Consider the following 24,200-nt stretch of genomic DNA (forward strand, 5'->3'; position numbering starts at 1 on the left):
TGAGCGAATGGTTTGCGCATTGTTGCAATCCCTATTCCCGCTGTCCGCGTCAATCTTTATTGTTTTGTCATCCTGAGCCTGTCGAAGGACAAAACAATAAAGGATTTTGCTGCCATCGGGGCTAAAAAAGTAAAATGTATTGATTTTTTGGAGTCAGTAGTCTAACCGACAACCGACAACCAACAACCGAACAACTCAAAATACTATGTCAAAAATACAAGACGCCATCAAAGAAAGAATCCTCGTCCTCGACGGTGCGATGGGAACCATGTTACAGCGCAACAACTTCTCCGAAACCGATTTCCGTGGCGAGCGCTTTAAGGATTTTCCACATCCGTTAAAAGGCAACAACGATTTGTTGTCGATTACCCAACCCGAAGCGGTAAAACAAGTCCACCGCCTATATTTTCAAGCCGGCGCCGATATTGTAGAAACCAATACGTTTTCCGGAACCACCATCGGCATGGCCGATTACCACATGGAAGATTTGGTGTATGAGTTAAATTACCAATCTGCCAAAATTGCCCGTGAAGTCGCTGACGAGTTCACCGACAGACCGCGTTTTGTAGCCGGTTCCATCGGACCAACGAATCGTACGGCTTCCATGTCGCCCGATGTAAACGATCCGGGTTTCCGCGCCGTCACTTTCGACGATTTGCGCATCGCCTACAAACAGCAAGTGGAAGCTTTAATTGATGGCGGTTGTGATGTACTTTTGGTAGAAACCATTTTCGACACACTCAATGCCAAAGCGGCTTTGTTCGCCATCGAAGAAGTCAAAGAAGAAAGACATTTAGACATACCCGTAATGGTTTCCGGAACGATTACCGATGCTTCAGGAAGAACACTTTCCGGACAAACGGTTGAAGCTTTTTTGATATCCATTCAGCATATTCCGTTATTGTCCATTGGATTCAACTGTGCTTTGGGTGCCGACCAGTTAAAACCGTATCTGAAAAGATTGGCGCAAAACACCTCTTTAAATATTTCGGCACATCCCAACGCCGGTTTACCCAATGCGTTTGGGCAATACGACCAAACACCGGCCGAAATGCAAGCGTTGATTCGCGAGTATTTGCAGGATAACTTAGTGAACATCATTGGCGGTTGTTGCGGCACCACTCCGGAACACATCAAAGCCATCGCTGAGGTAGCGGCTCAATTCAAACCCAGAACAATTTTAGAAACGATATAATGGCGGAAGCAACCAAATACTTAAAACTATCCGGTTTAGAACCGTTAATCGTTACGCCGGAATCCAATTTCATCAACGTAGGAGAACGTACCAATGTGACCGGTTCGCGCAAATTCCTGCGTTTGATTAAAGAAGAGAAATACGAAGAAGCCCTCGATATTGCCCGTGCCCAAGTAGAAGGCGGTGCTCAAATCATCGATGTCAATATGGACGAAGGAATGTTGGATGGGGTTTATGCCATGACCAAATTCCTGAACTTAATTGCCGCCGAACCCGATATTGCCCGCGTTCCGGTAATGATTGACAGCTCGAAATGGGAAATTATCGAAGCCGGTTTGAAAGTCATTCAAGGGAAAGGCGTGGTGAATTCCATTTCCTTAAAAGAAGGTAAGGAAGCGTTCATCCATCATGCCAAATTAATCAAGAGATACGGTGCTGCGGTTATCGTAATGGCATTTGACGAAGAAGGTCAGGCCGACACCTACCAAAGACGCATCGATATTTGTAAAAGGAGCTATGACATTTTAGTCAATGAAGTTCATTTTCCACCGGAAGACATCATCTTCGATCCGAATATTTTTCCGGTAGCTACCGGTATGGAAGAGCACAAGTTAAACGCCTTGGACTTCTTCAAAGCCACGCAATGGATACGCGAAAACCTGCCTTATGCCGGTGTTTCCGGCGGTGTGAGTAATGTGTCGTTTTCATTTCGGGGGAACGATAAAGTGCGTGAAGCCATGCACTCGGCCTTCCTATACCACGCCATTAAACACGGTATGACTATGGGCATCGTAAATCCCGAAATGTTGGAGATTTATGATGAAATCGATCCGATTTTGTTGGAACATGTGGAAGATGTGTTGTTGAACAGAAGAGAAGATGCGACGGAAAGATTATTGGATTTAGCAGAAAGTTTTAAAGGCGATTTCAAAACCAATAACAAAGCAGTACAAGAGTGGAGAAACGGTTCTTTACAAGACCGATTGACTCATTCCTTAGTGAAAGGAATTGATGAGTTTATCGAAATAGATGTAGAAGAAGCCCGTCTTTCGGTAGAAAAACCCATTGAAGTCATCGAAAACCATTTGATGAACGGGATGAATGTCGTAGGCGATTTATTTGGAAGCGGGAAAATGTTCTTACCTCAAGTAGTAAAATCTGCCCGTGTGATGAAGAAAGCCGTGGCGTATTTGCTACCTTATATTGAAGCCTCCAAAGACGGTAAATCGTCTTCGGCCGGAAAAGTATTGATGGCCACGGTAAAAGGTGATGTACACGATATCGGTAAAAATATTGTTTCCGTAGTATTGGCCTGCAACAACTTTGAAATCATCGATTTAGGGGTTATGGTGCCGCCTGAAAAAATCATCGAGGCGGCGGTTAGAGAAAGTGTCGATATTATAGGTTTGAGCGGATTGATTACACCTTCACTCGATGAAATGGTGTATTTGGCCAAAGAGATGGACAAGCTGAATATCCAAATTCCGATTATGATTGGCGGCGCTACCACATCGCGTGCGCATACAGCAGTGAAAATTGCCCCGGAATACCAATCGACTGTAGTACACGTTAACGATGCGTCGCGAGCGGTAACTGTGGCCAGCAATTTGTTGCAAGCCGAAACCAAAAACAGTTATGTGCAATCGGTTCGAGAAGAATACGACAAATTGCGTGAAGGCTACTTGAGTCGCAGTCGAGACAAAAATTACCTATCGATTGAAGAAGCCCGTAAAAACAAGCTCCAATTGGATTGGAACAATTTTACCCCGGTAAAACCGAATTTCATCGGTACAAAAACGGTTGAAGTGGAACTGGCACAATTGGTTGATTTTATCGACTGGACGCCATTCTTCCAATCGTGGGAATTGTTTGGGAAATATCCGGCGATTTTGAAAGACGAGGTAGTAGGAGAACAGGCTTCCGCTTTGTTTGCCGATGCGCAAAAAATGCTCAGCCAAATCGTAACCGAGAAATGGTTTACCGCCAAAGGCATCCTAGGAATTTTTCCCGCCAATACTGTCAATGACGACGATATTTCAGTTTACGAAGAACCTGAAACCCGCAACCCGCAACTCGCAACCTTTTTAACCTTACGCCAACAATCCCAAAAAACTGCCGGCGCGCCCAACATTGCCTTAGCCGATTTTATTGCGCCAATAGAAAGTGGAAAGCAAGATTACATCGGTTGTTTTTGTGTCACGACCGGTTTTGGTGTGGATGAAAAAGCAGCTGAATTCGAAAAGCAATTAGATGATTACAATTCGATTTTGGTCAAAGCTTTAGGCGATAGATTAGCAGAAGCCTTTGCCGAATATTTGCACTTAAAAGTCCGCCAAGACATTTGGGGTTATGCCTCGGATGAAAATTTATCCAATCAGGAGTTGATTAACGAGGAATACAAAGGCATTCGTCCGGCTCCGGGGTATCCTGCCTGTCCGGACCATTTGGAAAAACCAACCATTTGGAAACTGTTGCAAGTCGAAGAGGCTATTGGGGTAAAACTCACCGAAAGCATGGCGATGTGGCCGGCAGCCTCGGTTTCGGGTTATTATTTTGCCCATCCGCAGAGTAAGTATTTCGGACTTGGGAAAATTAAAGAAGACCAAGTGGTAGATTACGCCAAACGAAGAGGAATAGCAACAGAAATAGCAACGAAGTGGCTATCACCGAATATAGCAGATTAATTTGGTTACGTGTTACGAGTTTCGGGTTCAAAGTAAACTCGCAACTCGCAACTCGCAACTCGCAACTCGCAATTTTAAAATTATGAAAGTAACCCAACATATTGAAAACGCTAACGGTAAACCGTTATTCTCTTTCGAGATTTTACCGCCTTTGAAAGGCCAAAACATTCAATCGATTTTTGACAGCATTGATCCGTTAATGGAATTCAATCCGCCGTTTATTGATGTAACGTACCATCGTGAGGAATACGAATACAAAGAATTGCCGAACGGTTTGTTACAAAAGAAAATCGTCAAGAAACGTCCGGGAACAGTGGGGATTTGCGCCGGGATTCAAAACAAATACAACGTGGATGCCATTCCGCATATTTTGTGTGGTGGTTTTACCAAAGAAGATACCGAGAACTTATTGATTGACTTGGATTTCTTAGGGATTGATAATGTGGTAGCGTTAAGAGGTGATGCCTTGAAAACGGAAACCTATTTCCACCCCGAAAAAGAAGGGAATGCGTATGCAAGCGAATTGGTTACGCAAATCAGCAATTTGAATAATGGCATTTACTTGGATGAAGATTTAAAGAATTCGGCCAAGACCAACTTTTGTATTGGGGTGGCCGGTTATCCGGAGAAGCACATGGAAGCGCCGAGTTTGGACAGTGACATCTATTTTTTGAAGCAAAAAATCAAAAACGGCGCCGATTATATTATTACCCAAATGTTTTTTGACAACAAACGCTTCTTCGATTTTGTTGATAAATGTCGCGCCGCGGGTATTACCGTTCCGATTATTCCGGGACTGAAACCTATTGCGACTAAGAAGCAGCTGAATTTGATTCCGCATCGCTTTAGTTTGGAATTGCCCGATGATTTAATTATGGCCGTGGTCAAGGCCAAAGACAACGATGCCGTAAAACAAATCGGGATTGACTGGTGTGTGCAACAAAGTAAAGAGTTGGTCGCCGCCGGCATTCCGGTGTTGCATTATTACTCGATGGGCAAAGCCGAGAACATCAAGGCGATTGCCAAAGAAGTTTTTTAAGCCTTCCCGAGACACAGGACTATCCCCGTCTAGCCCCGATGGCAGCGATGCCGCGCAAAGCGGACAGCGGGAAAACCGATCACAAAAACGCCCCAGCCATTCGCTCCTAAGGATAAAAGTTTATATTTGTGCCTTTACAATCGGAGCATGCGGCATTTTTACGGTTTCTTTTTACTGATTTCTACAGTTGTAACGGCACAACAAAAAAATACGTTTGCCTTGGATGTGTCGGTCTTGCGAGGCAATACCATTGCGCACAAAGAAGATATGTATCATTTGATTAACGGGCATCCGCAAGGATTGTTGTTGGAATTTACGGTGCAAACCCACGGGCGCAAAGAGTGGCAAACGGAATACAATTATCCTGATTACGGCGGGTATTTTATGTATCAGGACTTTAATAGTCGGCCTTTGGGGTTAACCTATTCCGCCGGGGCGTTTTACAATTTTTATTTTTGGAAAAGACAGTTGCAACTCAAGTTTGCCCAAGGAGTGGCGTTGACGACCCATCCGTATGACAAGGCCGACAACAGTACCAACAAGGCTTTTGGAACTCGAATTTTAGACAACACCAATATCGGCTTGGCCTATTCCAATCAAACAGTGCTGTATCCGATTGGTTTTCATGCCGGATTGTTGTTTACCCATTATTCGAACGGACGGGTTAAATCGCCCAACAGCGGCATCAATACCTTTTTACTCAATGTGGGTTTGCAGTACAATTTTACAGAAGAAAAACCACGCGCGCCGCAATTTGACAGCACAGAAGTTCGAAAAAGTTACCGCGAACCACTGCATTACAATGTGGTGTTTCGTACCGGAATTAACGAGAGTCCGATTATTCGATCGGGGCAAAAACCGTTCTATCATTTGGGATTTTATGTCGACAAACGATTGAACCGCAAATCGGGCTTGCAGTTGGGAACCGATTTGTTTTTGACGGAGTCGTTTAAAGAATACATTCGCTATTATGCGGTGGCCTATCCGGAGGAACAGCTCGATCCGAACACCGATTACAAACGCGTGGGACTTTTTGCCGGTTATGAGTTGTACATCAACAAGTTGTCGCTCGAGGCCCAAGTAGGCTATTATGTGTACCAACCGTTTAAAAAAGACATTGCTATTTACGATCGCGTTGGGATGAAATATTATATTACGAATCAATTTTTCGGGGCTTTCACGATTAAAACACATCTTTTTTTGGCAGAAGCCTTGGAGTTTGGTGTAGGGTATCGATTTTAAATAAGGACGTATGAAAAGAATAGTTTGGTTTGTGGTCTTGTTTTCGGTTTTGAGCGCGTGTGAAAAGCCTTCCGATTGTGTGGAAAGCACCGGCGCAATCATCACCAAAGACATAGCGGTATTGCCTTTTAAACGTATCAAAGTCTACCGCGGTATTGCGGTAGTGGTTACCGAAGGCCCCGAATATCGGGTGCAAATAGAAGCCGGGGAAAATTTTATAGAGAATGTGGAAGTCAAGCAATACGGTGATCAACTCGTTTTTAAAGACGATGCCAGTTGCAATTGGGTGCGTTCGTACGGTAGGGTTACCATTCATGTGACCACACCGACCTTGGAAGAAATTTATTCTAAGACCGACCGGAAAATCAGTTCCAATGGGGTGTTGACCTATCCGTTTCTGAGTTTAATTTCGATGGACAAAGACGGCGACGGCGAAAGCGGGGCAGGGACCGGCGATTTTGTGATGCACATAGAAAACAACAACTTGTATATTGCCAACAATAATGTGTCTCGATTTTACATCACGGGGCAAACCAATACGGCCACTTTTAATTTTTATTTCGGAGACGGACGTATTGAAGCGCAAAACTTTACCGCGCAAAACATCAGCGTGTTTCACAGAGGTTCTAATGACATGATAGTAAAACCGATGCAAAGCATTAGCGGTGTTTTAAACAGTACGGGCAATTTGGTCCTGAAAAATGTGCCACCGGTGGTGGATGTAACCGAGCTGTATCAGGGAAGTGTGGTTTATCCTTAATCAGTTTACAGTCACAGTTTGCAGAGTGATTCGTAAATGGTATTTATTGAATACAGCGACTGTTGGGGAAAGCTATTTTTTCGTTTTTTCCCTAAAAATTTCTTCCAGGTTTTTGCTTTTCAAACTCATTTGAAGTGTTTTCAATCCGTTGCTTTGGGCAAAGTCGAATACCGCCGGGCGCATGTCTTCTTCGGTGTTAAACGTCAATAACCATAAATTACCACCGGTGTTTTTGAAGTTTGTAAGATGCACTAGTTGCGTCAATGTAGCAGCAGTGATGGCTTTGTCAAATTCGACTTCGATGATTTGTTCTTTTTCTTCGGCTACCAATTTGTCCAGTTTTTTGTCGGTGACAATTTTTCCCTGATTGATAATAATGACGCGGTCGCAAATGGCTTCCACTTCCTGCATAATGTGAGTAGACAGAAAAACGGTTTTGTTTTTCCCTACGCTCTTAATAACGTTTCGGATTTCTACCAATTGGTTCGGGTCGAGTCCTGTAGTGGGTTCGTCTAAAATTAAAACATCCGGGTTGTGGAGTAAGGCTGTGGCCAAACCCACACGCTGGCGAAATCCTTTAGACAATTGTCCGATTTTCTTATGGCTTTCGGGCGTTAAACCGGTAAGCACAATCACTTCTTCAATACGCGATTGCGGCACCTTGTAAACATCGGCATTAAAAGCCAGGTATTCGCGCACGTACAAATCGAGGTATAACGGATTGTGTTCGGGTAAATACCCTACCGATTGCTGTACTTCTTTTTGCGCTTCGGTAATGTCCTTGCCGTTGACCAAGGCTTTGCCTTCATCTGCGGTGATATACGTCGTTAATATTTTCATTAAAGTCGATTTTCCGGCACCATTCGGCCCCAAGAAACCCACGATTTCTCCTTTTTTAACAGAGAATGAAACCTGATCCAGTGCTTTTTGAGCACCATAACTTTTGGAAATATTTTGAACTTCTATCGACATAAAGGAACAATTTGCCGCAAATGTACTAATTAATCAAAGGATAACGAATAATTCTCGATTTTATGATGGGTACGAAAACGTTTCCGTAGATTTTTTGGCACCCATTGGTAAAACCAACGATTTATTTTTTTACATTAGCCAAAGACAATACATTTCTATGAGACTCAGTAACACCTTTTACAACTATTTCTGGTATTTCTTCTTCGGACAGCGAACGGGAATGGTATGGTGTTATGTCAAACGATAAAGAGAGAATTAACAATACTACACATCCCGACGAAAGTTGGGATTTTTTTTTGAATATATGGAAGCAAAAATAGCAATACAAGGCATTAAGGGTTCGTTTCATCATCAGGTAGCTCAGCACTATTTCGGACCATCGGGCGATATCCTCGAATGCATGTCATTTGACGAAGTGGCTAAAAAGCTGGTTCGTCAAGAGGCTGCCAAAGGCGTGATGGCATTGGAGAACTCCATAGCCGGTTCGATAGTGCCGAATTACGCGCTGATTGACCGTAACAATTTGCACATCATTGGCGAATATTATTTGGATATCCATATGAATTTGATGGCCATCCACGGTCAAAAAATAGAAGACCTTAAAGAAGTTCATTCGCATCCGATAGCCTTGTTGCAATGCGCTGTTTTTTTTAGTCAGTATCCGCATATTAAATTAGTGGAAAGCAGGGACACGGCCGAAACGGCACGCCGCATTCAGGAACAAAAGCTTACGGGAATTGGTGCGGTAGCGTCACCAATTGCCGCGGAGTTGTATGATTTGAAAATTTTGGCGGCCGGAATTCATACAGTACAAAGCAACAAAACGCGCTTTGTGATTTTGAAATCCACCAATAAAGAATGGCCCAAAGAAGCCATCAACAAAGCTTCGGTTAAATTTGAGTTGGATGACACGCCGGGAAGTTTGGCCACCGTGCTCAATGTGATGAACAATTGCAAATTGAATTTAACCAAAATTCAGTCGATGCCCGTTATTGAAACCCCGTTTCACTATTCTTTTTTTGTCGATGTGGTTTTTGAAAAGTACAAGCATTATGAAAAAGCCAAAAACATACTCGCTTTAATGACGACCCATTTTAAGGTGTTGGGTGAATACCCGAAAGGCAAGCCATGATGATTGATGGAAATCCTTTTATTCCCGATTGTTACGGAAAAATTCAGAACGCTTTGCGTCCATTTTACCCAAAAAGAAACTAATTTTGCAACAGAAAATCAGCTATGAAGATTACAACAGAAAACAGGAAATGGTTGGATGATTTTAACTTGAGTCATCCCTTGGTTATTGCCGGTCCGTGCAGTGCCGAAACCGAAGAACAAGTACTCAAGATAGCGTCTGAATTGAAAGATTCGGACGTGTCTGTTTTTCGTGCCGGCATTTGGAAACCCCGAACGCGACCGGGCGGATTTGAAGGCGTCGGAGCTATTGGTTTAAAATGGTTACAAAAAGCCAAAGCCCAATCCGGTTTGCTTATGGCGGTTGAAGTCGCCAATGCCGCACACGTGCAGTTGGCTTTGGAACACGATATTGATGTGTTGTGGATTGGTGCCCGTACTACGGTGAATCCGTTTGCGGTTCAGGAGATAGCAGATGCGCTAAAGAATACCGATAAAATTGTCTTAGTCAAAAATCCGGTAAATCCCGATTTAGCGCTGTGGATTGGCGGTGTTGAACGATTGTATAATGCCGGGATCAAAAAACTCGGTGTCATTCATCGCGGATTTTCCACTTATGAAAAAACCAAATACCGCAATATCCCCGAATGGCAATTGGCGATTGAGCTGCAAAATCGTTTTCCCGATTTGCCGCTAATTTGTGACCCGTCACATATTACCGGTCGTCGTGATATGATTCAGGAAGTGTCGCAACAGGCACTCGATTTGAATTACGACGGTTTGATTATCGAAACCCATATCGATCCCGACAATGCTTGGAGCGATGCAGCCCAACAAGTAACACCAACAGTTTTAAAACAAATTTTTAAAGATTTACGCATCCGTAAAGTAACCGATGATGCCGATGATTATAACAACCGATTAGCGCGTTTGCGTTTGGATATCGATGAATATGATGTTCGTCTTTTGGAAATTCTGGGCAAGCGAATGAAAGTGGCCGATAAAATCGGAGCCTTAAAAAAGGAAAAAAACGTAGCGGTTTTGCAAAACAAACGGTGGAATGAAGTCTTGGGGAAAATGATACTCGACGGAGAACAAAAAGGGTTGAGTGAAGAATTTATCCTTCGGATATTCAAAGCCATACATCAGGAAAGTATCAGCCACCAAGAGAAAATTATCAATAGTTAAATTTTTTTAGATAAAATTATAAACCTACGGCTTTTCCGTAGGTTTTTTTTGTATCATTGTCGCGCAATAAAAACAATCTATTAATTTTAAATTACAAAAAAATGAAAAAAATTATTTTGATGGTTGCGATGACACTTTGCTTGAATGTTGTCAGCGCACAAGTGGATATCATCACCAAGCACAATGGCGAAGAAATCAAAGGTAAAGTAGTAAGAGTGGAAGAGTATACTATTGTATTCAAGTATGATGGTGAGGATGCCGAAAACACGATTGGAAAATACGCGGTACAGAAAATTGTATATGGTAAATCGGGTAGAGTTGAGGAAGTTACTGAAAAAATTGTGATCAATGGGGAAGATGATTGGGAGAAAGTAGTTATCCTTGAGGAGAAATCGTATATCGCCGGATTGAAAAAAGCAGGAGAGGTTCGTGGCAAAACAGGTTTAATTAATTTTCAAACGGGAAATACTGGGGACAAAAAAGCGTCTAAAAAGTTAAAAATGGATGCTGCCAAATTGGGTTGCCCGTTTGTGTTGTTGATGTCTGATAAAACTACAGTTGGAGCAAGTTCTAATTCTTTAGGAGGTTCTCAAGCCATCAAAACCGGAGTAGCCTATAAGTACTAAAAAGATATTTTAATTTTTTGTAAAAGTTGCCTAAGGGCAACTTTTTTTATTCTCTAAATGTAACTTGTAAAATCTTATCTTTGCGAAATGACAGGACTCGTTTACAAATCAACCGGTAGTTTCTATTCGGTCAAAACCGAAGACCATCAGGTTTTTGAATGCCGTATTAAGGGAAAATTCCGAATGAAAGGCATCAAAAGCACCAACCCGATTGCGGTGGGCGATGTGGTTGATTTTGAGATAGACGAATCAACCGATGAGGTCATCGGACAAATTCACCATATCCACGACAGAAAAAATTATATCGTCCGGAAATCGGTCAATTTGTCGAAACAAACCCATATCATTGCGTCCAACATTGATGTCGTTTTTTTACTAGTTACCATCAACAATCCGCCCACCACCACCAGTTTTATCGATCGCTTTTTGGTCACAGCGGAAGCCTATGGGATTGAAGCCGTGTTGGTCTTCAATAAGATTGATACGTTTGATGACGCCATGCTCGATGAACAACTGTATTTGCAGCATATTTACTCCGAAATCGGATACCGCTGTCTACGGGTTTCCGCCATAAACGGTAAAGGAATCCAAGCGTTGAAAGATTTGATGGTGGGTAAAGTCAGTATGTTTTCGGGGCATTCGGGTGTTGGAAAATCTACTTTGGTGAATGCTTTGGAGCCAAACTTAAATTTAAAGACAAAACAGATTTCCGAGCAAAGTAAGCAAGGACAACACACTACGACTTTTGCCGAAATGTACGATTTGTCTTTTGGTGCCAAAATCATCGATACGCCGGGCATCAAGGGCTTCGGTATTGTAGACATGGAACCTTCGGAAGTCAGCGATTATTTTCCCGAATTTTTTCGACTTAAAGAGGATTGTAAATTCAACAATTGTTTGCACAAAGATGAACCGCATTGTGCTGTAAAAAAAGCGCTGGAGGAAGACAAAATCGCTTGGTCTCGCTATAACAGTTATCTCAAAATCTTAGAAGGCGATGAGGAACATTACCGTACTGATATATACAACGATGACCGTATCGCCAGTGACGAGTCGCGAAAATCATAAACGAAGTTATTTTGAAAGCGTTAATCCAAAGAGTCACACAGGCTTCCGTCACTATTGAAGGTCAAAAAACAGCCGATATTCGGCGGGGGTTATTGGTTTTGGTAGGTTTTGAAGACAGTGATACGCAAGAAGACATCGCTTGGTTAGCCGCCAAAATCATCAATCTGCGCATCTTTGCCGATGAAAATGGAGTGATGAATGTTTCGCTAAAAGATATCAATGGTGACATGATTATCGTAAGTCAGTTTACCCTACACGCCCTAACCAAAAAGGGCAACCGTCCCTCGTATATCAAAGCAGCCAAACCTGAAATCGCCATTCCGCTGTATGAACGTTTTATCGCGCAGGCAGAAGCCGAATTGGGCAAGAAAGTACAAACGGGACAATTCGGAGCGGATATGAAAGTAGCCTTGCTCAATGATGGACCGGTCACGATTATCATCGATACTAAAAATAAAGAGTAGCATTTTAATTGTAAGTTTTTTTCTTTATATTTGGGTAAATTTACCTAACCATGACAATCAGAATTACGGCATTGTTGTTGTTTTTTATATCAATACAAGCCACTGCACAAAAGCTGGAATACAGCATTCTTACGTTGCCCGATAGTTTAAAGCAAAACGCTAATGCGATTATCAGGCTCAATAAAGTAGATATCCATATATCGTCTCAAAAATCGATGACAGTAAACCAATACCGAGTGGTAACGGTTTTAAACGAATTGGGTTTAGAAGACCTCAATTTAGTAGCTCATTATGATAAAAACACCCGCGTTTCCGGAATTGAAGCAACCGCATACGATAGTTTCGGTAAAGAAATTAAAGCCTATAAAAGAAAGGATTTTAAGGATGTTAGTGTAGCAGACGGTGTTTCGATTTTTAATGATAACAGAGCGCTCTACCTTGATTATACCCCTGTCGGATATCCTTTTACCATGATTTTTGAATGTAAAACCGAAACGGCGAATACGGCTTTTATACAGCCATGGGTTCCGTTAGAGGGGTATCTCATCAGTACCCAAAATTCGGAGTTTACCATTACATACAAACCGGAACTTCACCTTAGGTACAAAGAGGTTAATTTTTCAAACGGCATCACATTGAATAAAAATGAAACCACCGGAAAAATCAGCTATACCGCAAAAAATTTGGTCGCTAAGAAAAGAGAAGATTTGTCTCCCGATTTTTATGATGTTTTTCCAATAGTATATTTTACTTTGGATTATTTTGCGCTCGAGAGTGTCGAAGGAAAAGCGTCTAGTTGGGAAGAGTTCGGAAAATGGTATTATGATTCGCTCTTGAGCGGAACGGATGAATTACCCGAGGCCACACAAGAAAAAATAAAAGAGTTAGTAGGGACTGAAAAAAATCCAATAGAAATAGCCAAAAAGGTGTATCATTTTGTACAACAAAAAACACGTTATGTCAGTGTTCAAGTCGGTATTGGCGGTTGGAAACCCATGTTGGCTAAAGATGTCGACAAATTGGGTTATGGCGATTGTAAAGCATTGACCAATTATACCCGGGCTTTGCTCAAAACGGTTGGGGTAGCTTCCTATTATACGGTGGTGTATGCCGGAGATAGAGAGATGCGTGATTTGCAGTCTGATTTTTCTTCATTGCAAGGCAATCATGCGATACTTACCTTGCCTACGGACAACGGTTTGGTATGGTTGGAGTGTACCAGTCAGGTGCAACCTTTCGGATTTCAAGGTGATTTTACCGATGATCGGAATGTATTATTGATAAAGCCCGAAGGAGGAGAGATTGTTAAAACCAAAACTTTTACCGAAAAAGAGAACTTAAAAACAACCACTGCCCAATACCAAGTTACTGAAAATGGTCATCTGTCGGGTAAAGTCAAGATGGTTAGTAACGGCTTGCAGTACGATTGGTCCTTTCATAAAGAGAGAAAAAGCAGGGAAGACCAAATTAAAGATTACAAGGAAGAGTTCAGTAATATCAATAACCTCAAGATTAATAAAATAGCGTTCCATAATAATGTCCAACAAATTGAGTTTACAGAAGAATTGGAAATGGAAGCCGAAAGTTATGCTCAAAATTCTGCCGGCAAGTTATTGTTTGCGTTAAATGCTTTTGACCAAAACGCTTTTGTACCCAAGAAATATAAGAACCGTGAATTTCCGTTTGCCATAGACAGAGGGTATACGGATATGTCACTAACTGAAATCACCTTACCCGAAGGCTATGTAGTAGAAGCAAAGCCCGAGGGGATAATGCTGGACAATGAATTCGGATACTATAAGATTGAATTTATTCCGGAGGGAAACAGTAAAATAGTCTGTAAAAGAAAAATGGTATTGAAGAAAGGATTTTACGATAAGTCTAAATACGAAACCTATCGTAAATTCAGAGAAACCATTGCCAAAAACGATAATTCCAAAATAGTCATTACGAAACCTTAAATTTATGAATAAGTACTTTTTTACATTAACCGTGTTATTAGTTTGCTTCAACTTATCTGCTCAAAAGAAAGAATTGGGAGAAGTAACAATCGAAGAATTGCAAGAGAGAAAGTGTCCTAATGATACTGCAGCTGTAGCTGCAGTTTTATTTAATGTCGGGAAGACTTATTTTGATTATGATTACGATGATGGTTTTCAGATAATTACCGAAATAAGCACTAAAATAAAGATTTACAAAAAAGAAGGGTATGATTTAGCAAATTATGCAGTTGCCTATTACGACGGAGGAAATGAAAAAGTTTCCTTTGCCAAAACAGTAACTTATAATTTGGTGAATGGTAAAATTGAAAAAACTAAATTGGGTAGCGATGGTATCTTCATTGAAAAGATAAACAATGATTACAAAAGAAAGAAAATTACCATGCCCAATGTAAAAGAAGGGTCGATTATAGAGTACAAAGTTGAAATCAAATCTCCTTTTATTTGGAATTTTCCGGAGTGGGAATTCCAAAAAAATATACCTGTGAAATATTCTGAATATACGACTTTCATTCCCGAATATTATATTTATAATACCCATTTGAAAGGTTTTTTGACCCCAGTGACCACCCAAGACGGGAAGATCAGAAAGATAAATTACACTTACAAGACAAACATGATGCCCGGGATGTCCGGTCAGAGTTCAGAGCGTGTAAACTCAACCCTCGAATTTAATGAGAAAATTGTGAAATATGTGCTTTCTGATGTCCCGGCACTCAAGGAAGAAGCCTTTGCCAATAATATTAACAATTACAGAACGACATTATTACACGAGTTATCGGGGAAGAGAGTCCCCAACATGCCACATGAAAATTTCACTACCGATTGGGAAAGTGTCACTAAAAAAATCTATGATCAAGACAGTTTTGGCTCAGAATTGAACAAAAATGGTTATTACGAAAATGACCTGAATACATTACTTAACGGAATTACTTCACACGAAGAAAAAATTGCCACTGTTTTTACCTATGTAAAATCCAGAATGAATTGGGACGGTTTTTATGGATACAGTTGTAATGATGGTGTTCGTAAAGCTTATATAGATAAAAAAGGAAACGTAGGCGAAATTAACTTAATGCTTACGTCTATGTTGCGTTACGCCGGTGTTGAAGCCAATCCTATTTTGCTGAGTACCCGATCCAACGGTATTGCCATATTTCCAAGTCAATCAGCCTTTAATTACGTGATTTGCGGGGTAGAACTTCAAAACCAAGTGGTGTTACTCGATGCGACCAACAAATACGCATTGCCTAATATTTTGCCGATACGCGATTTGAATTGGTTTGGAAGAATCATCAGAAAAAACGGCAGCTCTTCTGAAATTAACCTGATGCCGACTTCTAACTCTAAAGATATTGTGAATATTATGGCTTCCTTAGATACTGAAGGTAAAGTAAAAGGAAAAGTCAGAGAACAACATTTTGATTACAACGCGTTTTTGCATCGTGATAATTATGCCGCCATCGCAAAAGACAGTTATATCGAGAGAATGGAAAAAATACACAAAGGATTGGAAGTTGAAGAGTATGAAGTTCAGAACGTCAATGATTTAGGAAAGCCGGTGGTTGAGAATTATACTTTTTCGGCTGACGGTTCTGTAGAAATCATAGGAGATAAAATATATTTCTCTCCCTTCTTATTTTTTGCTTTGGAAGAAAATCCTTTTAAACAAGAAACCCGCGAATATCCAATCGATTTCGTATTCCCGCAACAAGACAAATACAACATCAATATTGGTATTCCCGATGGCTACATCGTTGAAACGTTGCCGCAACCTAAAGCCGTGGCTATGCCCGATAATTTAGGTTCCGTGAAATACAATATTTCAGTCAACGGAAATCAAATACAAACACTATACTCTCTCGATATTAATCAAGCAATCATAAGCAATGAGTACTACGATGCCTTGAAGAGCTTCTTTAAAGAAATCATTGCCAAGCAAACCGAAAAAATTGTACTCAAAAAAGTATAGTGATGCGCCTAACCTTATTTTCACTTTTTGTATTACTCACTTTTTCTAACGTTTTTTCGCAAAGTTTAGACATGGAAAGTGTCACTAAAGCGGAACTCAAACAAAAAGCATTTCCTGCCGATACAGCAGCATCGGCAGCGATATTGTATAAAAAAGGGAAAACGAGTTTTAGTTATAACATCAAATCGGGTTTTGTATCGTATACCGAAATAGCCATAAAAATCAAAATCTACAAAAAAGAAGGACTCAAATGGGCTAATTTCCAAATACCGTATTACACCGGTTATAAAATTTTAGAAGATGAAGCGGTCGATATCAAAAAAGCCTACACCTACAACTTGGAGGATGATAAAATTGTAAAGGAAAAAGTATCAGGCGACAGCAGGTTTAAAGAAAAAATTAATGAATATTGGACGGTACGAAAAATTACTTTCCCCAACGTAAAAGTGGGATCCGTGATTGCAATTAATTATGAGCTCAAAACCGAAAATATTTCGGAATTACCTGATTTTCAATTCCAATACGATATTCCGGTAAATCATATCGAATACACCACGAGAATTCCGGAATTTTATATTTACAAAGCCATCAAAACGGGGTATGTCGAACTCCAGAAAGAGGATGTGATTGAAAACGGTTCGCAATCTTTTGATAATGAATATCATAAATCGATGGTGATGACCTATAAGCAAGTCAAGTCGGTTTACAAAGCTCAAAATATACCCGCCTTAAAGGAAGAAAAGTACGTCAATAACATTAACAACTACTATGGTAAAATTAAACACGAGCTCGAAATTATCAGAATGCCCGACGAAACTCCCAAAAGCATCAGTGGTACTTGGACAGATGTAGCTAAATCGGTTTATAAAGAAAAATATTTCGGAAGCGAACTCGAAAAATTCAATTATTTTATCAATGATTTAAAAGTAATCATCAAAGATGGTGATACCTTAGAGACCAAGATGACCAAAGTTTTTAATCACGTTAAAAACAAGATGAATTGGAACGGCGAGTATGGTTTCTATACCAAAAACGGTGTGGAAAAGACCTATGTCGAACGGACAGGAAATGTGGCCGACATTAACTTAATTTTGGTGGCAATGCTTAAAATGAGTGGTCTTGAAGCCAACCCGGTACTGTTGAGTACTCGAGAGAACGGAGAGGCATTTTTTCCAAATAAATCTTTTTTAAATTATGTGATAGCTGCTGTAAACCTTAACGGGAAAAGGTACTTACTCGACGCTACCGATAAAAATGCGGCACCCAATTACATTCCGGTGAGAGCACTCAATCAATTGGGAATATTGATTAAAAAGAATTTGGAAGCCGAAGAAATTGAATTAATGCCTAAAACCAATTCAACTATAACAACAAGCATAATGGCATCAATTGATTCTGAAGGAGAAGTAGCCGGTAAAATCCGCAATCAATACACCCACTATGATGCATATCTCTTTAAAGAAAGAAATGACGGTTTCGCTCCCGAAAGCCAAATAGATCGAATTCAAAAGCAACATCAAGGGTTAGAGGTTTCTGATTATAGTGTGCAAAGCGCCACTGACTACGCCAAAACCATCAGCGAAAATTTTAATTTCAAATTTACCGAAGCCATAGAAATCATCGGGAACAAGATGTACTTGACCCCTTTTTTATTTTATACGATAAGTGAAAATCCTTTCAAACAAGAAAACCGACAATATCCGGTTGACTTTATGTTCCCTCATCAGGTGAAATACAATATCAATTTAAAAATTCCCGATGGGTATACTATCGAAGTTACTCCAGAGCCTAAGGCTGTTTTACTTCCCGACATGTTGGGAGGAATGCGGTATAATATTTCTGCTAACGGAAATCAAATCCAAATTCTGTATACCTTTGACATCAATGCTGCTGTAATCGGATCAGGTTATTATGAAGCATTGAAAACGGTATTCAAAGAAATTGTCAATAAACAAACCGAAAGAATTGTTTTAAAGAAAACATAAAATGGATTTAAAAAACGCCCAACTCGAAGTGGACCAATGGATTAAAAATCATGGCGTTCGCTATTTTAACGAATTGACTAACATGGCACAACTCACTGAAGAAGTAGGTGAAGTCGCCCGAATCATTGCCCGCCGTTATGGCGAACAATCCGAAAAAGAGAGTGACAAAAACAAAGACTTAGGTGAAGAATTAGCCGATGTGGTATTTGTGGTACTCTGTTTGGCCAATCAAACCGGTGTCGATTTGCAAGCCGCTTTCGATAAAAAAATGCATCTAAAAACCCAACGCGATCACGACCGCCATCATAATAATGATAAATTAAAATAGTTTGAATTGGATTCTACTCATCATCGCCGGACTATTTGAAGTTGCTTTTGCTTTCTGCCTCGGTAAAGCCAAAGAAACTTCAGGTACTACTATGTGGTCCTGGTACGGTGGTTTTTTAGTTTGCTTAACACTCAGTATGGTACTTTTGGTCAAAGTGACTAAAGAATTACCCATCGGTACAGCTTATGCGGTGTGGACAGGCATCGGAGCCGTGGGTAGCGTTTTGGTCGGGATTTTAGTTTTTAAAGAGCCCGCCACTTTTTGGCGTATTTTTTTTATCAGTACCTTAATTATTTCTATTATCGGACTTAAAGTGGTTTCGGAATAATGAATGTACATCTAACTTTTAACTCGCAACCCGCAACCCGCAACCGGCAACTCTCTATCACCGGTTCCAAATCAGAAACCAATCGTTTGTTGTTGTTGCAAGCATTGTATCCGAATCTCAAACTAGAAAACACGTCCAACTCCGATGACTCGGAAGTGATGTCGAAAGCATTACAAAACGCGCAACCCTTAACACTTAACCCGCAACTTGTGGACGTTCACCACGCCGGCACTGCCATGCGATTCTTAACGGCTTATTTCGCCATGCAAGAAGGAAAAGAAGTGGTGCTCACCGGTTCTGCCCGAATGAAAGAACGACCGATTCAAATTCTGGTGGATGCTTTGCGTCAACTCGGAGCCGAAATCCGCTACGAAGAAAAAGAAGGGTTTCCGCCATTGAGAATCAAAGGAAAAAAAATATCAAAATCCAAGGTGTCTTTGCCGGCCGATGTCAGCAGTCAGTATATTTCAGCATTGTTGCTCATCGCCCCAAAATTAGAACACGGTATCGAACTAACCTTAGAAGGCAAAATCACCTCCGTTCCCTACATTCAAATGACGCTGGGGTTACTCAATGAAATCGGAGTTAAAACTTCTTTTACAAGAAATACGATTAAAGTTAACCCGCAACCCGCAACCCGCAACCCGCAAACTATCACGGTAGAATCCGACTGGTCATCGGCTTCTTATTGGTATTCGATTATTGCCCTGTCCGAAATCGGAACCCAAATCACGTTGTCGAGTTACAAAAAAAACAGTCTGCAAGGCGATAGCGCTTTGGTACAGATTTACAAAGATTTCGGTGTGGAAACCATTTTTGAGAACAATAGTATTTTATTACGCAAAAGTAGCAACCCACAACCCACAACCCACAACCTACAACTTAACAATTCCCCAGACATCGCCCAAACCATAGCGGTCACTTGTTTCGGTCTCGGTCTCGGGTGTCGTTTAACCGGATTGCATACGCTTAAAATCAAAGAAACGGATCGGTTGGAAGCTTTGAAAAATGAATTAACAAAGCTTGGAGCAGTGATTTCGGTAACCAACGACAGTTTGATATTAGAATCCTATTCCCCTCCGCTGGAGGGGAGCCCAAAGGGCGGGGTGGCTATTAAAACCTATCAAGACCACCGTATGGCCATGGCTTTTGCCCCTTTAGCCCTGAAAGTTCCCATCGTTATCGAAGAAGCCGAAGTGGTTTCTAAATCGTATCCGACTTACTGGGACGATTTGAAATCGATTGGCTTTACCGTTTCTGAATTGTAAAATAGCCTCAAAGCCTCAGAACCTGAGCGGCCTCAGCCCCTTAGTTCCTTAATTATCAAAAATAAACCACAAAACACTTGACAACGCCTGTTTCGCAATAGTATATTTGCAGCCGTTTGTAATTAAATCCCCAACGCATCCGCCGAGGGCATAATCGGACATCTTAACTATAACTCTTTTTAAATGAAATTATCTCATTTTAATTTTAATCTTCCGGCCGAATTGTTAGCCGAATTTCCGGCAGAAAACAGAGACGAATCCCGCTTGATGGTGGTGAATCGTAAAACCAAAACCATCGAACACAAATTATTCAAAGACATCATTGATTATTTCGACGATGGCGATGTGATGATTCTCAACAATACTAAAGTGTTTCCGGCGCGTATGTACGGAAACAAAGAAAAAACCGGTGCCCGCATCGAGGTGTTTTTGTTGCGCGAATTAAATGCGGAACAACGCCTTTGGGATGTGTTGGTCGACCCGGCGCGTAAAATCCGTATCGGAAACAAATTGTACTTTGGCGACGACGATTCGTTAGTGGCTGAGGTAATTGATAATACCACGTCTCGCGGAAGAACGCTTCGTTTTCTGTACGACGGTTCGTACTCTGAATTCCGTAGAAAATTAACCGAATTGGGTGAAACCCCAATCCCGAAATACATCAACCGCGACGTGACCGAAGAAGATGCCGAGCGCTACCAAACCATCTACGCCAAAGAAGAAGGTGCTGTGGCAGCGCCAACTGCCGGATTGCACTTTTCCAAGCATTTGTTAAAACGCTTGGAAATCAAAGGTATCAACTTTGCCGAAATCACCTTACACGTTGGATTGGGAACCTTCAATCCGGTGGAAGTGGAAGATTTATCCAAACATAAAATGGATTCCGAAGAATTATTCATCTCGCAACAAGCGTGTGATATTGTGAACAAAGCTAAAGAGAATAAGCGCAAGATTTGTTGTATCGGAACGACTTCTATGCGGGCCATCGAAAGTTCGGTATCGTCCAACAAAACCTTAAATCCGTATGTGGGATGGACCAACAAATTCATCTTCCCGCCTTATGATTTCAGCATCGCCGATTGTATGGTAACCAATTTCCACACGCCAAAATCGACCTTGTTGATGATGATTTCGGCCTTCTGTGGGCACGACCTTATGAAAAAAGCCTACGAAGAAGCCATCAAAGAAAAATACCGCTTTTATTCCTACGGCGACGCCATGTTGATTCTGTAATTAAAAAAAGTGTCTATTATCATAAATCCCGTCCGGTAAGGCGGGATTTTTTTTTGGGGGAAGCCATTTCCCGCTTTCCGCTACAATCTTTTTGGCTTTCAGAAAATGAAAAGCCAAAAAGGATTTCCACTCTAATCGGGGCTAGGGCAATCTGCGCAATAAACTTTTCCCTTTTTCCTTTTTTCTTTTCGCTTTTTTTTACTTTTACGCCTTCTAAACACAACCCAACATGACGTTTCAAAACACCCGTGAATTCGCCCAACAGTTAGACGCCCAAGACGCGCTTAAACACTACCGCGATGAGTTTATTTTTCCGCAGCACCACGGTAAAAATGTAGTGTACTTCACCGGAAATTCCCTTGGCTTACAACCCAAACGCACCAAGCAATATGTCGATGACGTGATGAACGATTGGGCCAATCTTGCCGTAGAAGGCCATTTCTATGCCGATAAACCTTGGTGGGATTACCACGAGCGTTTTGCCCAACCGTTAAGCCAAATTGTAGGGGCCAAACCTTCGGAAATCACGGTAATGAACACGCTTACCATCAACTTACATCTGCTGATGGTGTCCTTTTACCGCCCGAACGGGAAACGATACAAAATCATCTGCGAAGAAAAAGCTTTTCCGTCCGATCAATACATGTTCCAAAGTCAGGTAGCGTTTCACGGTTACCAACCCGAAGAGGCTATCGTAGAAATCAAACGCCGCGAGGGCGAACACAATATTCGTTTAGAAGATATTATTGCCAAAATTAATGAAGTCGGAGACGAATTGGCCTTGGTGTTATTTGGTGGCGTTAATTATTATACCGGTCAGGTGTTCAACATGAAAGCCATCACCGAAGCCGGTCATCAAGTCGGCGCCATCGTAGGATTCGATTTGGCGCATGCCGCCGGAAACATCGCCTTACACTTGCACGATTGGAGCGTCGATTTTGCGGCGTGGTGCAGTTACAAATACATGAACTCCGGACCCGGAAATGCCTCGGGTTGTTTCGTACACGAGAAGCATCATAACGTCAATTTACCGCGTTTTGCCGGTTGGTGGGGACACAACAAAGAGCGACGTTTCAAAATGGAACCGCAGTTCGATCCGGTTCATGGCGCCGACGGTTGGCAAGTGAGTAACTTACCCATTTTGTCCTTAGCACCGTATTTGGCATCCGCCGAAATGTTTGCGGAAGTCGGCATGGAAAAACTAATTCAAAAACGCAATCAATTAACGGCCTACTTAGAATTCATTTTACACGAAATCGACGCCGAATTAGATGGCGCCGAATTTGAAATTATTACACCGACCAATCAAGAAGAGCGCGCGTGCCAGCTCTCCGTTTTCTTACACGGTCAAGGCCGAAGCTTATTCGATTATTTAATGCAAAACGGGGTCATTACTGATTGGCGCGAACCGAATGTAATTCGCTTAGCTCCGGCACCATTTTACTGCTCGTATGAAGACATGTACGAGTTCGGACAGATTTTAAAACAAGGAATACTCACACTAAACAATAAATAAAAGGAATATTTAATGATTGTCATTCCGACAAAGGAGGAATCACATAACATTCATAACAACAATTATGTGATTTCTCGTTCCTCGAAATGACAAAAAGCAATCAAACATGACTAAACAGCAAATCATAGCCAATTTCGATCCTTCGCAACCCGGTTTAGCCGACGCTACCGTTTTTGGTTTACCCTTTTCGGCCGAACAAAGTGACATCATTGTAATTCCTGTGCCTTGGGAAGTGACTGTAAGCTACGGTGCCGGTGCTTCGGAAGGTCCGGATGCCGTATTAGACGCTTCTTTTCAAGTCGATTTAAACCACCAAGATTTTCCTGAATTGTGGAAATTAGGGATTTATCTTGATGAAGCACCGGCGCATTGGGCAACCAATTCCGAGAAATACAAAGACTTAGCACAACCCATCATTGAGTTGCTAGAAAGCGGGGAAGCCGTAGAAAATTATCCGGCCTTACAAGCCGATTTGGATAAAATCAACAAAGTATGTCGCGAGTTGCACACCGAAGTTAAAGACCGCGTACTACACTGGATGCAACAAGGCAAAAAAGTTGTGCTTTTGGGCGGCGATCATTCTACGCCGCTGGGCTATTATGAAGCTTTGGCCTCGGTTCACGATAATTTCGGAATCCTGCATTTGGATGCGCACATGGATTTAAGAATCGCTTACGAAGGATTTACGTATTCGCACGCTTCTATTATGTACAATGCGTTGCAAATTCCGCAGATTTCTAAATTGGTGCAAGTAGGGATTCGCGATTTCTGTGAACAAGAAGTGGAAGTAGTACAAAAAGCCAATGGTCGTGTGTTGGTGAATACGGATGCCGATTTAAAAAGGGAAACGTTTGAGGGCAAAACCTGGGCAGAACAATGCGAAGCCATTATCGCTTCCTTGCCGCAAAAGGTTTGCATCAGTTTCGATATCGATGGGATGTATCCGTGGTATTGTCCGAATACAGGAACACCGGTGCCCGGCGGATTTTCATTTGAACAAGCCACGTATTTGTTCAATGCATTAGCCGAAAGCGGTAAAGAAATTATTGGCTTCGATTTAGTGGAAGTGGCTCCCGGCGAAACCGACGATTGGGACGGCAATGTAGGCGCCCGAATGCTGTTTCACATGTGTGGGGTTTTAGCTAAAAATAACGGACTCCACGTAGGTCAGAGAATCAACTTCCAAAGAAAATAACACTCT

The 24,200-nt window shown here is 41.5% G+C and carries 20 protein-coding genes; 19 read left to right on the forward strand and 1 reads right to left on the reverse strand.

Going from position 1 to position 24,200, the window contains the following annotated elements:
* Window positions 1-205 precede the first annotated feature (205 nt).
* From QHT84_RS04035 to QHT84_RS04055, 5 genes are all read left to right on the forward strand, one after another.
* Window positions 206-1,195 carry a homocysteine S-methyltransferase family protein gene (locus QHT84_RS04035; protein WP_283238248.1) on the forward strand — a complete coding sequence of 330 codons (990 nt, stop codon included), beginning with the start codon at window positions 206-208 and terminating at the stop codon, window positions 1,193-1,195.
* Window positions 1,195-3,879, forward strand: coding sequence for a methionine synthase (gene metH / locus QHT84_RS04040; protein ID WP_283238249.1), 2,685 nt, complete (start codon window positions 1,195-1,197; stop codon window positions 3,877-3,879). Before QHT84_RS04035 ends, metH begins: the two co-directional genes overlap by 1 nt.
* Before the next feature lie 82 nt (window positions 3,880-3,961).
* Entirely contained in the window at window positions 3,962-4,918 is a 957-nt protein-coding gene (metF, locus tag QHT84_RS04045) for a methylenetetrahydrofolate reductase [NAD(P)H] (RefSeq protein ID WP_283238250.1), read from the forward strand.
* A gap of 147 nt (window positions 4,919-5,065) precedes the next feature.
* Complete coding sequence (locus QHT84_RS04050) at window positions 5,066-6,160, forward strand: acyloxyacyl hydrolase (protein ID WP_283238251.1); 1,095 nt, start codon at window positions 5,066-5,068, stop codon at window positions 6,158-6,160.
* 10 nt (window positions 6,161-6,170) lie between these two features.
* The gene (locus QHT84_RS04055) at window positions 6,171-6,920 is read left to right on the forward strand and encodes a GIN domain-containing protein (RefSeq protein ID WP_283238252.1); all 750 of its coding nucleotides are present in this window, start codon (window positions 6,171-6,173) and stop codon (window positions 6,918-6,920) included.
* Window positions 6,921-6,992: 72 nt separating this feature from the next.
* Here QHT84_RS04055 and gldA read toward each other — a convergent pair whose 3' ends face one another.
* On the reverse strand, window positions 6,993-7,892 hold the full coding sequence (gene gldA / locus QHT84_RS04060) for a gliding motility-associated ABC transporter ATP-binding subunit GldA (RefSeq protein ID WP_283238253.1): 900 nt from the start codon (window positions 7,890-7,892) through the stop codon (window positions 6,993-6,995).
* Window positions 7,893-8,196: 304 nt separating this feature from the next.
* Between gldA and QHT84_RS04065 the strand changes: the two genes are divergently transcribed.
* From QHT84_RS04065 to QHT84_RS04130, 14 genes are all read left to right on the forward strand, one after another.
* Window positions 8,197-9,024, forward strand: a complete 828-nt coding sequence (locus QHT84_RS04065) for a prephenate dehydratase (protein WP_283238254.1) — start codon at window positions 8,197-8,199, stop codon at window positions 9,022-9,024.
* A gap of 104 nt (window positions 9,025-9,128) precedes the next feature.
* Complete coding sequence (locus QHT84_RS04070; RefSeq protein ID WP_283238255.1) at window positions 9,129-10,211, forward strand: bifunctional 3-deoxy-7-phosphoheptulonate synthase/chorismate mutase type II; 1,083 nt, start codon at window positions 9,129-9,131, stop codon at window positions 10,209-10,211.
* A 101-nt stretch (window positions 10,212-10,312) separates the two neighbouring features.
* Window positions 10,313-10,837, forward strand: coding sequence for a hypothetical protein (locus tag QHT84_RS04075; protein WP_283238256.1), 525 nt, complete (start codon window positions 10,313-10,315; stop codon window positions 10,835-10,837).
* 87 nt (window positions 10,838-10,924) lie between these two features.
* Window positions 10,925-11,905: a ribosome small subunit-dependent GTPase A gene (gene rsgA / locus QHT84_RS04080; RefSeq protein WP_283238257.1), complete on the forward strand. Its 981-nt coding sequence runs from the start codon at window positions 10,925-10,927 to the stop codon at window positions 11,903-11,905.
* An 11-nt stretch (window positions 11,906-11,916) separates the two neighbouring features.
* Window positions 11,917-12,369: a D-aminoacyl-tRNA deacylase gene (gene dtd, locus QHT84_RS04085; RefSeq protein WP_283238258.1), complete on the forward strand. Its 453-nt coding sequence runs from the start codon at window positions 11,917-11,919 to the stop codon at window positions 12,367-12,369.
* Between the two features lie 50 nt (window positions 12,370-12,419).
* Window positions 12,420-14,330: a DUF3857 domain-containing protein gene (locus tag QHT84_RS04090; RefSeq protein ID WP_283238259.1), complete on the forward strand. Its 1,911-nt coding sequence runs from the start codon at window positions 12,420-12,422 to the stop codon at window positions 14,328-14,330.
* Between the two features lie 4 nt (window positions 14,331-14,334).
* A complete protein-coding gene (locus QHT84_RS04095) occupies window positions 14,335-16,341 on the forward strand; it encodes a DUF3857 domain-containing protein (protein ID WP_283238260.1) in 2,007 nt (668 codons plus the stop codon).
* Window positions 16,342-16,343: 2 nt separating this feature from the next.
* Window positions 16,344-18,326, forward strand: a complete 1,983-nt coding sequence (locus QHT84_RS04100) for a DUF3857 domain-containing protein (RefSeq protein ID WP_283238261.1) — start codon at window positions 16,344-16,346, stop codon at window positions 18,324-18,326.
* A 1-nt stretch (window position 18,327) separates the two neighbouring features.
* Window positions 18,328-18,654, forward strand: a complete 327-nt coding sequence (locus tag QHT84_RS04105; RefSeq protein WP_283238262.1) for a nucleotide pyrophosphohydrolase — start codon at window positions 18,328-18,330, stop codon at window positions 18,652-18,654.
* A gap of 1 nt (window position 18,655) precedes the next feature.
* Window positions 18,656-18,982 carry a DMT family transporter gene (locus tag QHT84_RS04110; protein WP_283238263.1) on the forward strand — a complete coding sequence of 109 codons (327 nt, stop codon included), beginning with the start codon at window positions 18,656-18,658 and terminating at the stop codon, window positions 18,980-18,982.
* Window positions 18,982-20,250, forward strand: a complete 1,269-nt coding sequence (aroA, locus tag QHT84_RS04115; protein ID WP_283238264.1) for a 3-phosphoshikimate 1-carboxyvinyltransferase — start codon at window positions 18,982-18,984, stop codon at window positions 20,248-20,250. The genes QHT84_RS04110 and aroA overlap by 1 nt, the downstream gene beginning before the upstream one ends.
* A gap of 183 nt (window positions 20,251-20,433) precedes the next feature.
* The gene (gene queA, locus QHT84_RS04120) at window positions 20,434-21,483 is read left to right on the forward strand and encodes a tRNA preQ1(34) S-adenosylmethionine ribosyltransferase-isomerase QueA (RefSeq protein ID WP_283238265.1); all 1,050 of its coding nucleotides are present in this window, start codon (window positions 20,434-20,436) and stop codon (window positions 21,481-21,483) included.
* A gap of 229 nt (window positions 21,484-21,712) precedes the next feature.
* Window positions 21,713-22,999, forward strand: coding sequence for a kynureninase (gene kynU, locus QHT84_RS04125; protein WP_283238266.1), 1,287 nt, complete (start codon window positions 21,713-21,715; stop codon window positions 22,997-22,999).
* Between the two features lie 106 nt (window positions 23,000-23,105).
* Entirely contained in the window at window positions 23,106-24,194 is a 1,089-nt protein-coding gene (locus tag QHT84_RS04130) for an agmatinase family protein (protein ID WP_283238267.1), read from the forward strand.
* Window positions 24,195-24,200 lie beyond the last annotated feature (6 nt).

The organism is Flavobacterium sedimenticola (assembly GCF_030053345.1).
Lineage (GTDB): Bacteria > Bacteroidota > Bacteroidia > Flavobacteriales > Flavobacteriaceae > Flavobacterium > Flavobacterium sedimenticola.

Excerpts from the sequence above, each read along its gene's own strand:
- aroA (WP_283238264.1), top strand. The coding sequence starts at position 18,982 with ATGAATGTACATCTAACTTTTAACTCGCAACCCGCAACCCGCAACCGG.
- QHT84_RS04095 (WP_283238260.1), top strand. The coding sequence starts at position 14,335 with ATGAATAAGTACTTTTTTACATTAACCGTGTTATTAGTTTGCTTCAAC.
- QHT84_RS04100 (WP_283238261.1), top strand. The coding sequence starts at position 16,344 with ATGCGCCTAACCTTATTTTCACTTTTTGTATTACTCACTTTTTCTAAC.
- QHT84_RS04105 (WP_283238262.1), top strand. The coding sequence starts at position 18,328 with ATGGATTTAAAAAACGCCCAACTCGAAGTGGACCAATGGATTAAAAAT.
- metF (WP_283238250.1), top strand. The coding sequence starts at position 3,962 with ATGAAAGTAACCCAACATATTGAAAACGCTAACGGTAAACCGTTATTC.
- kynU (WP_283238266.1), top strand. The coding sequence starts at position 21,713 with ATGACGTTTCAAAACACCCGTGAATTCGCCCAACAGTTAGACGCCCAA.
- QHT84_RS04070 (WP_283238255.1), top strand. The coding sequence starts at position 9,129 with ATGAAGATTACAACAGAAAACAGGAAATGGTTGGATGATTTTAACTTG.
- gldA (WP_283238253.1), bottom strand. The coding sequence starts at position 7,892 with ATGTCGATAGAAGTTCAAAATATTTCCAAAAGTTATGGTGCTCAAAAA.
- QHT84_RS04050 (WP_283238251.1), top strand. The coding sequence starts at position 5,066 with ATGCGGCATTTTTACGGTTTCTTTTTACTGATTTCTACAGTTGTAACG.
- QHT84_RS04075 (WP_283238256.1), top strand. The coding sequence starts at position 10,313 with ATGAAAAAAATTATTTTGATGGTTGCGATGACACTTTGCTTGAATGTT.
- queA (WP_283238265.1), top strand. The coding sequence starts at position 20,434 with ATGAAATTATCTCATTTTAATTTTAATCTTCCGGCCGAATTGTTAGCC.
- QHT84_RS04065 (WP_283238254.1), top strand. The coding sequence starts at position 8,197 with ATGGAAGCAAAAATAGCAATACAAGGCATTAAGGGTTCGTTTCATCAT.
- QHT84_RS04130 (WP_283238267.1), top strand. The coding sequence starts at position 23,106 with ATGACTAAACAGCAAATCATAGCCAATTTCGATCCTTCGCAACCCGGT.
- QHT84_RS04090 (WP_283238259.1), top strand. The coding sequence starts at position 12,420 with ATGACAATCAGAATTACGGCATTGTTGTTGTTTTTTATATCAATACAA.
- QHT84_RS04035 (WP_283238248.1), top strand. The coding sequence starts at position 206 with ATGTCAAAAATACAAGACGCCATCAAAGAAAGAATCCTCGTCCTCGAC.
- QHT84_RS04055 (WP_283238252.1), top strand. The coding sequence starts at position 6,171 with ATGAAAAGAATAGTTTGGTTTGTGGTCTTGTTTTCGGTTTTGAGCGCG.
- metH (WP_283238249.1), top strand. The coding sequence starts at position 1,195 with ATGGCGGAAGCAACCAAATACTTAAAACTATCCGGTTTAGAACCGTTA.
- rsgA (WP_283238257.1), top strand. The coding sequence starts at position 10,925 with ATGACAGGACTCGTTTACAAATCAACCGGTAGTTTCTATTCGGTCAAA.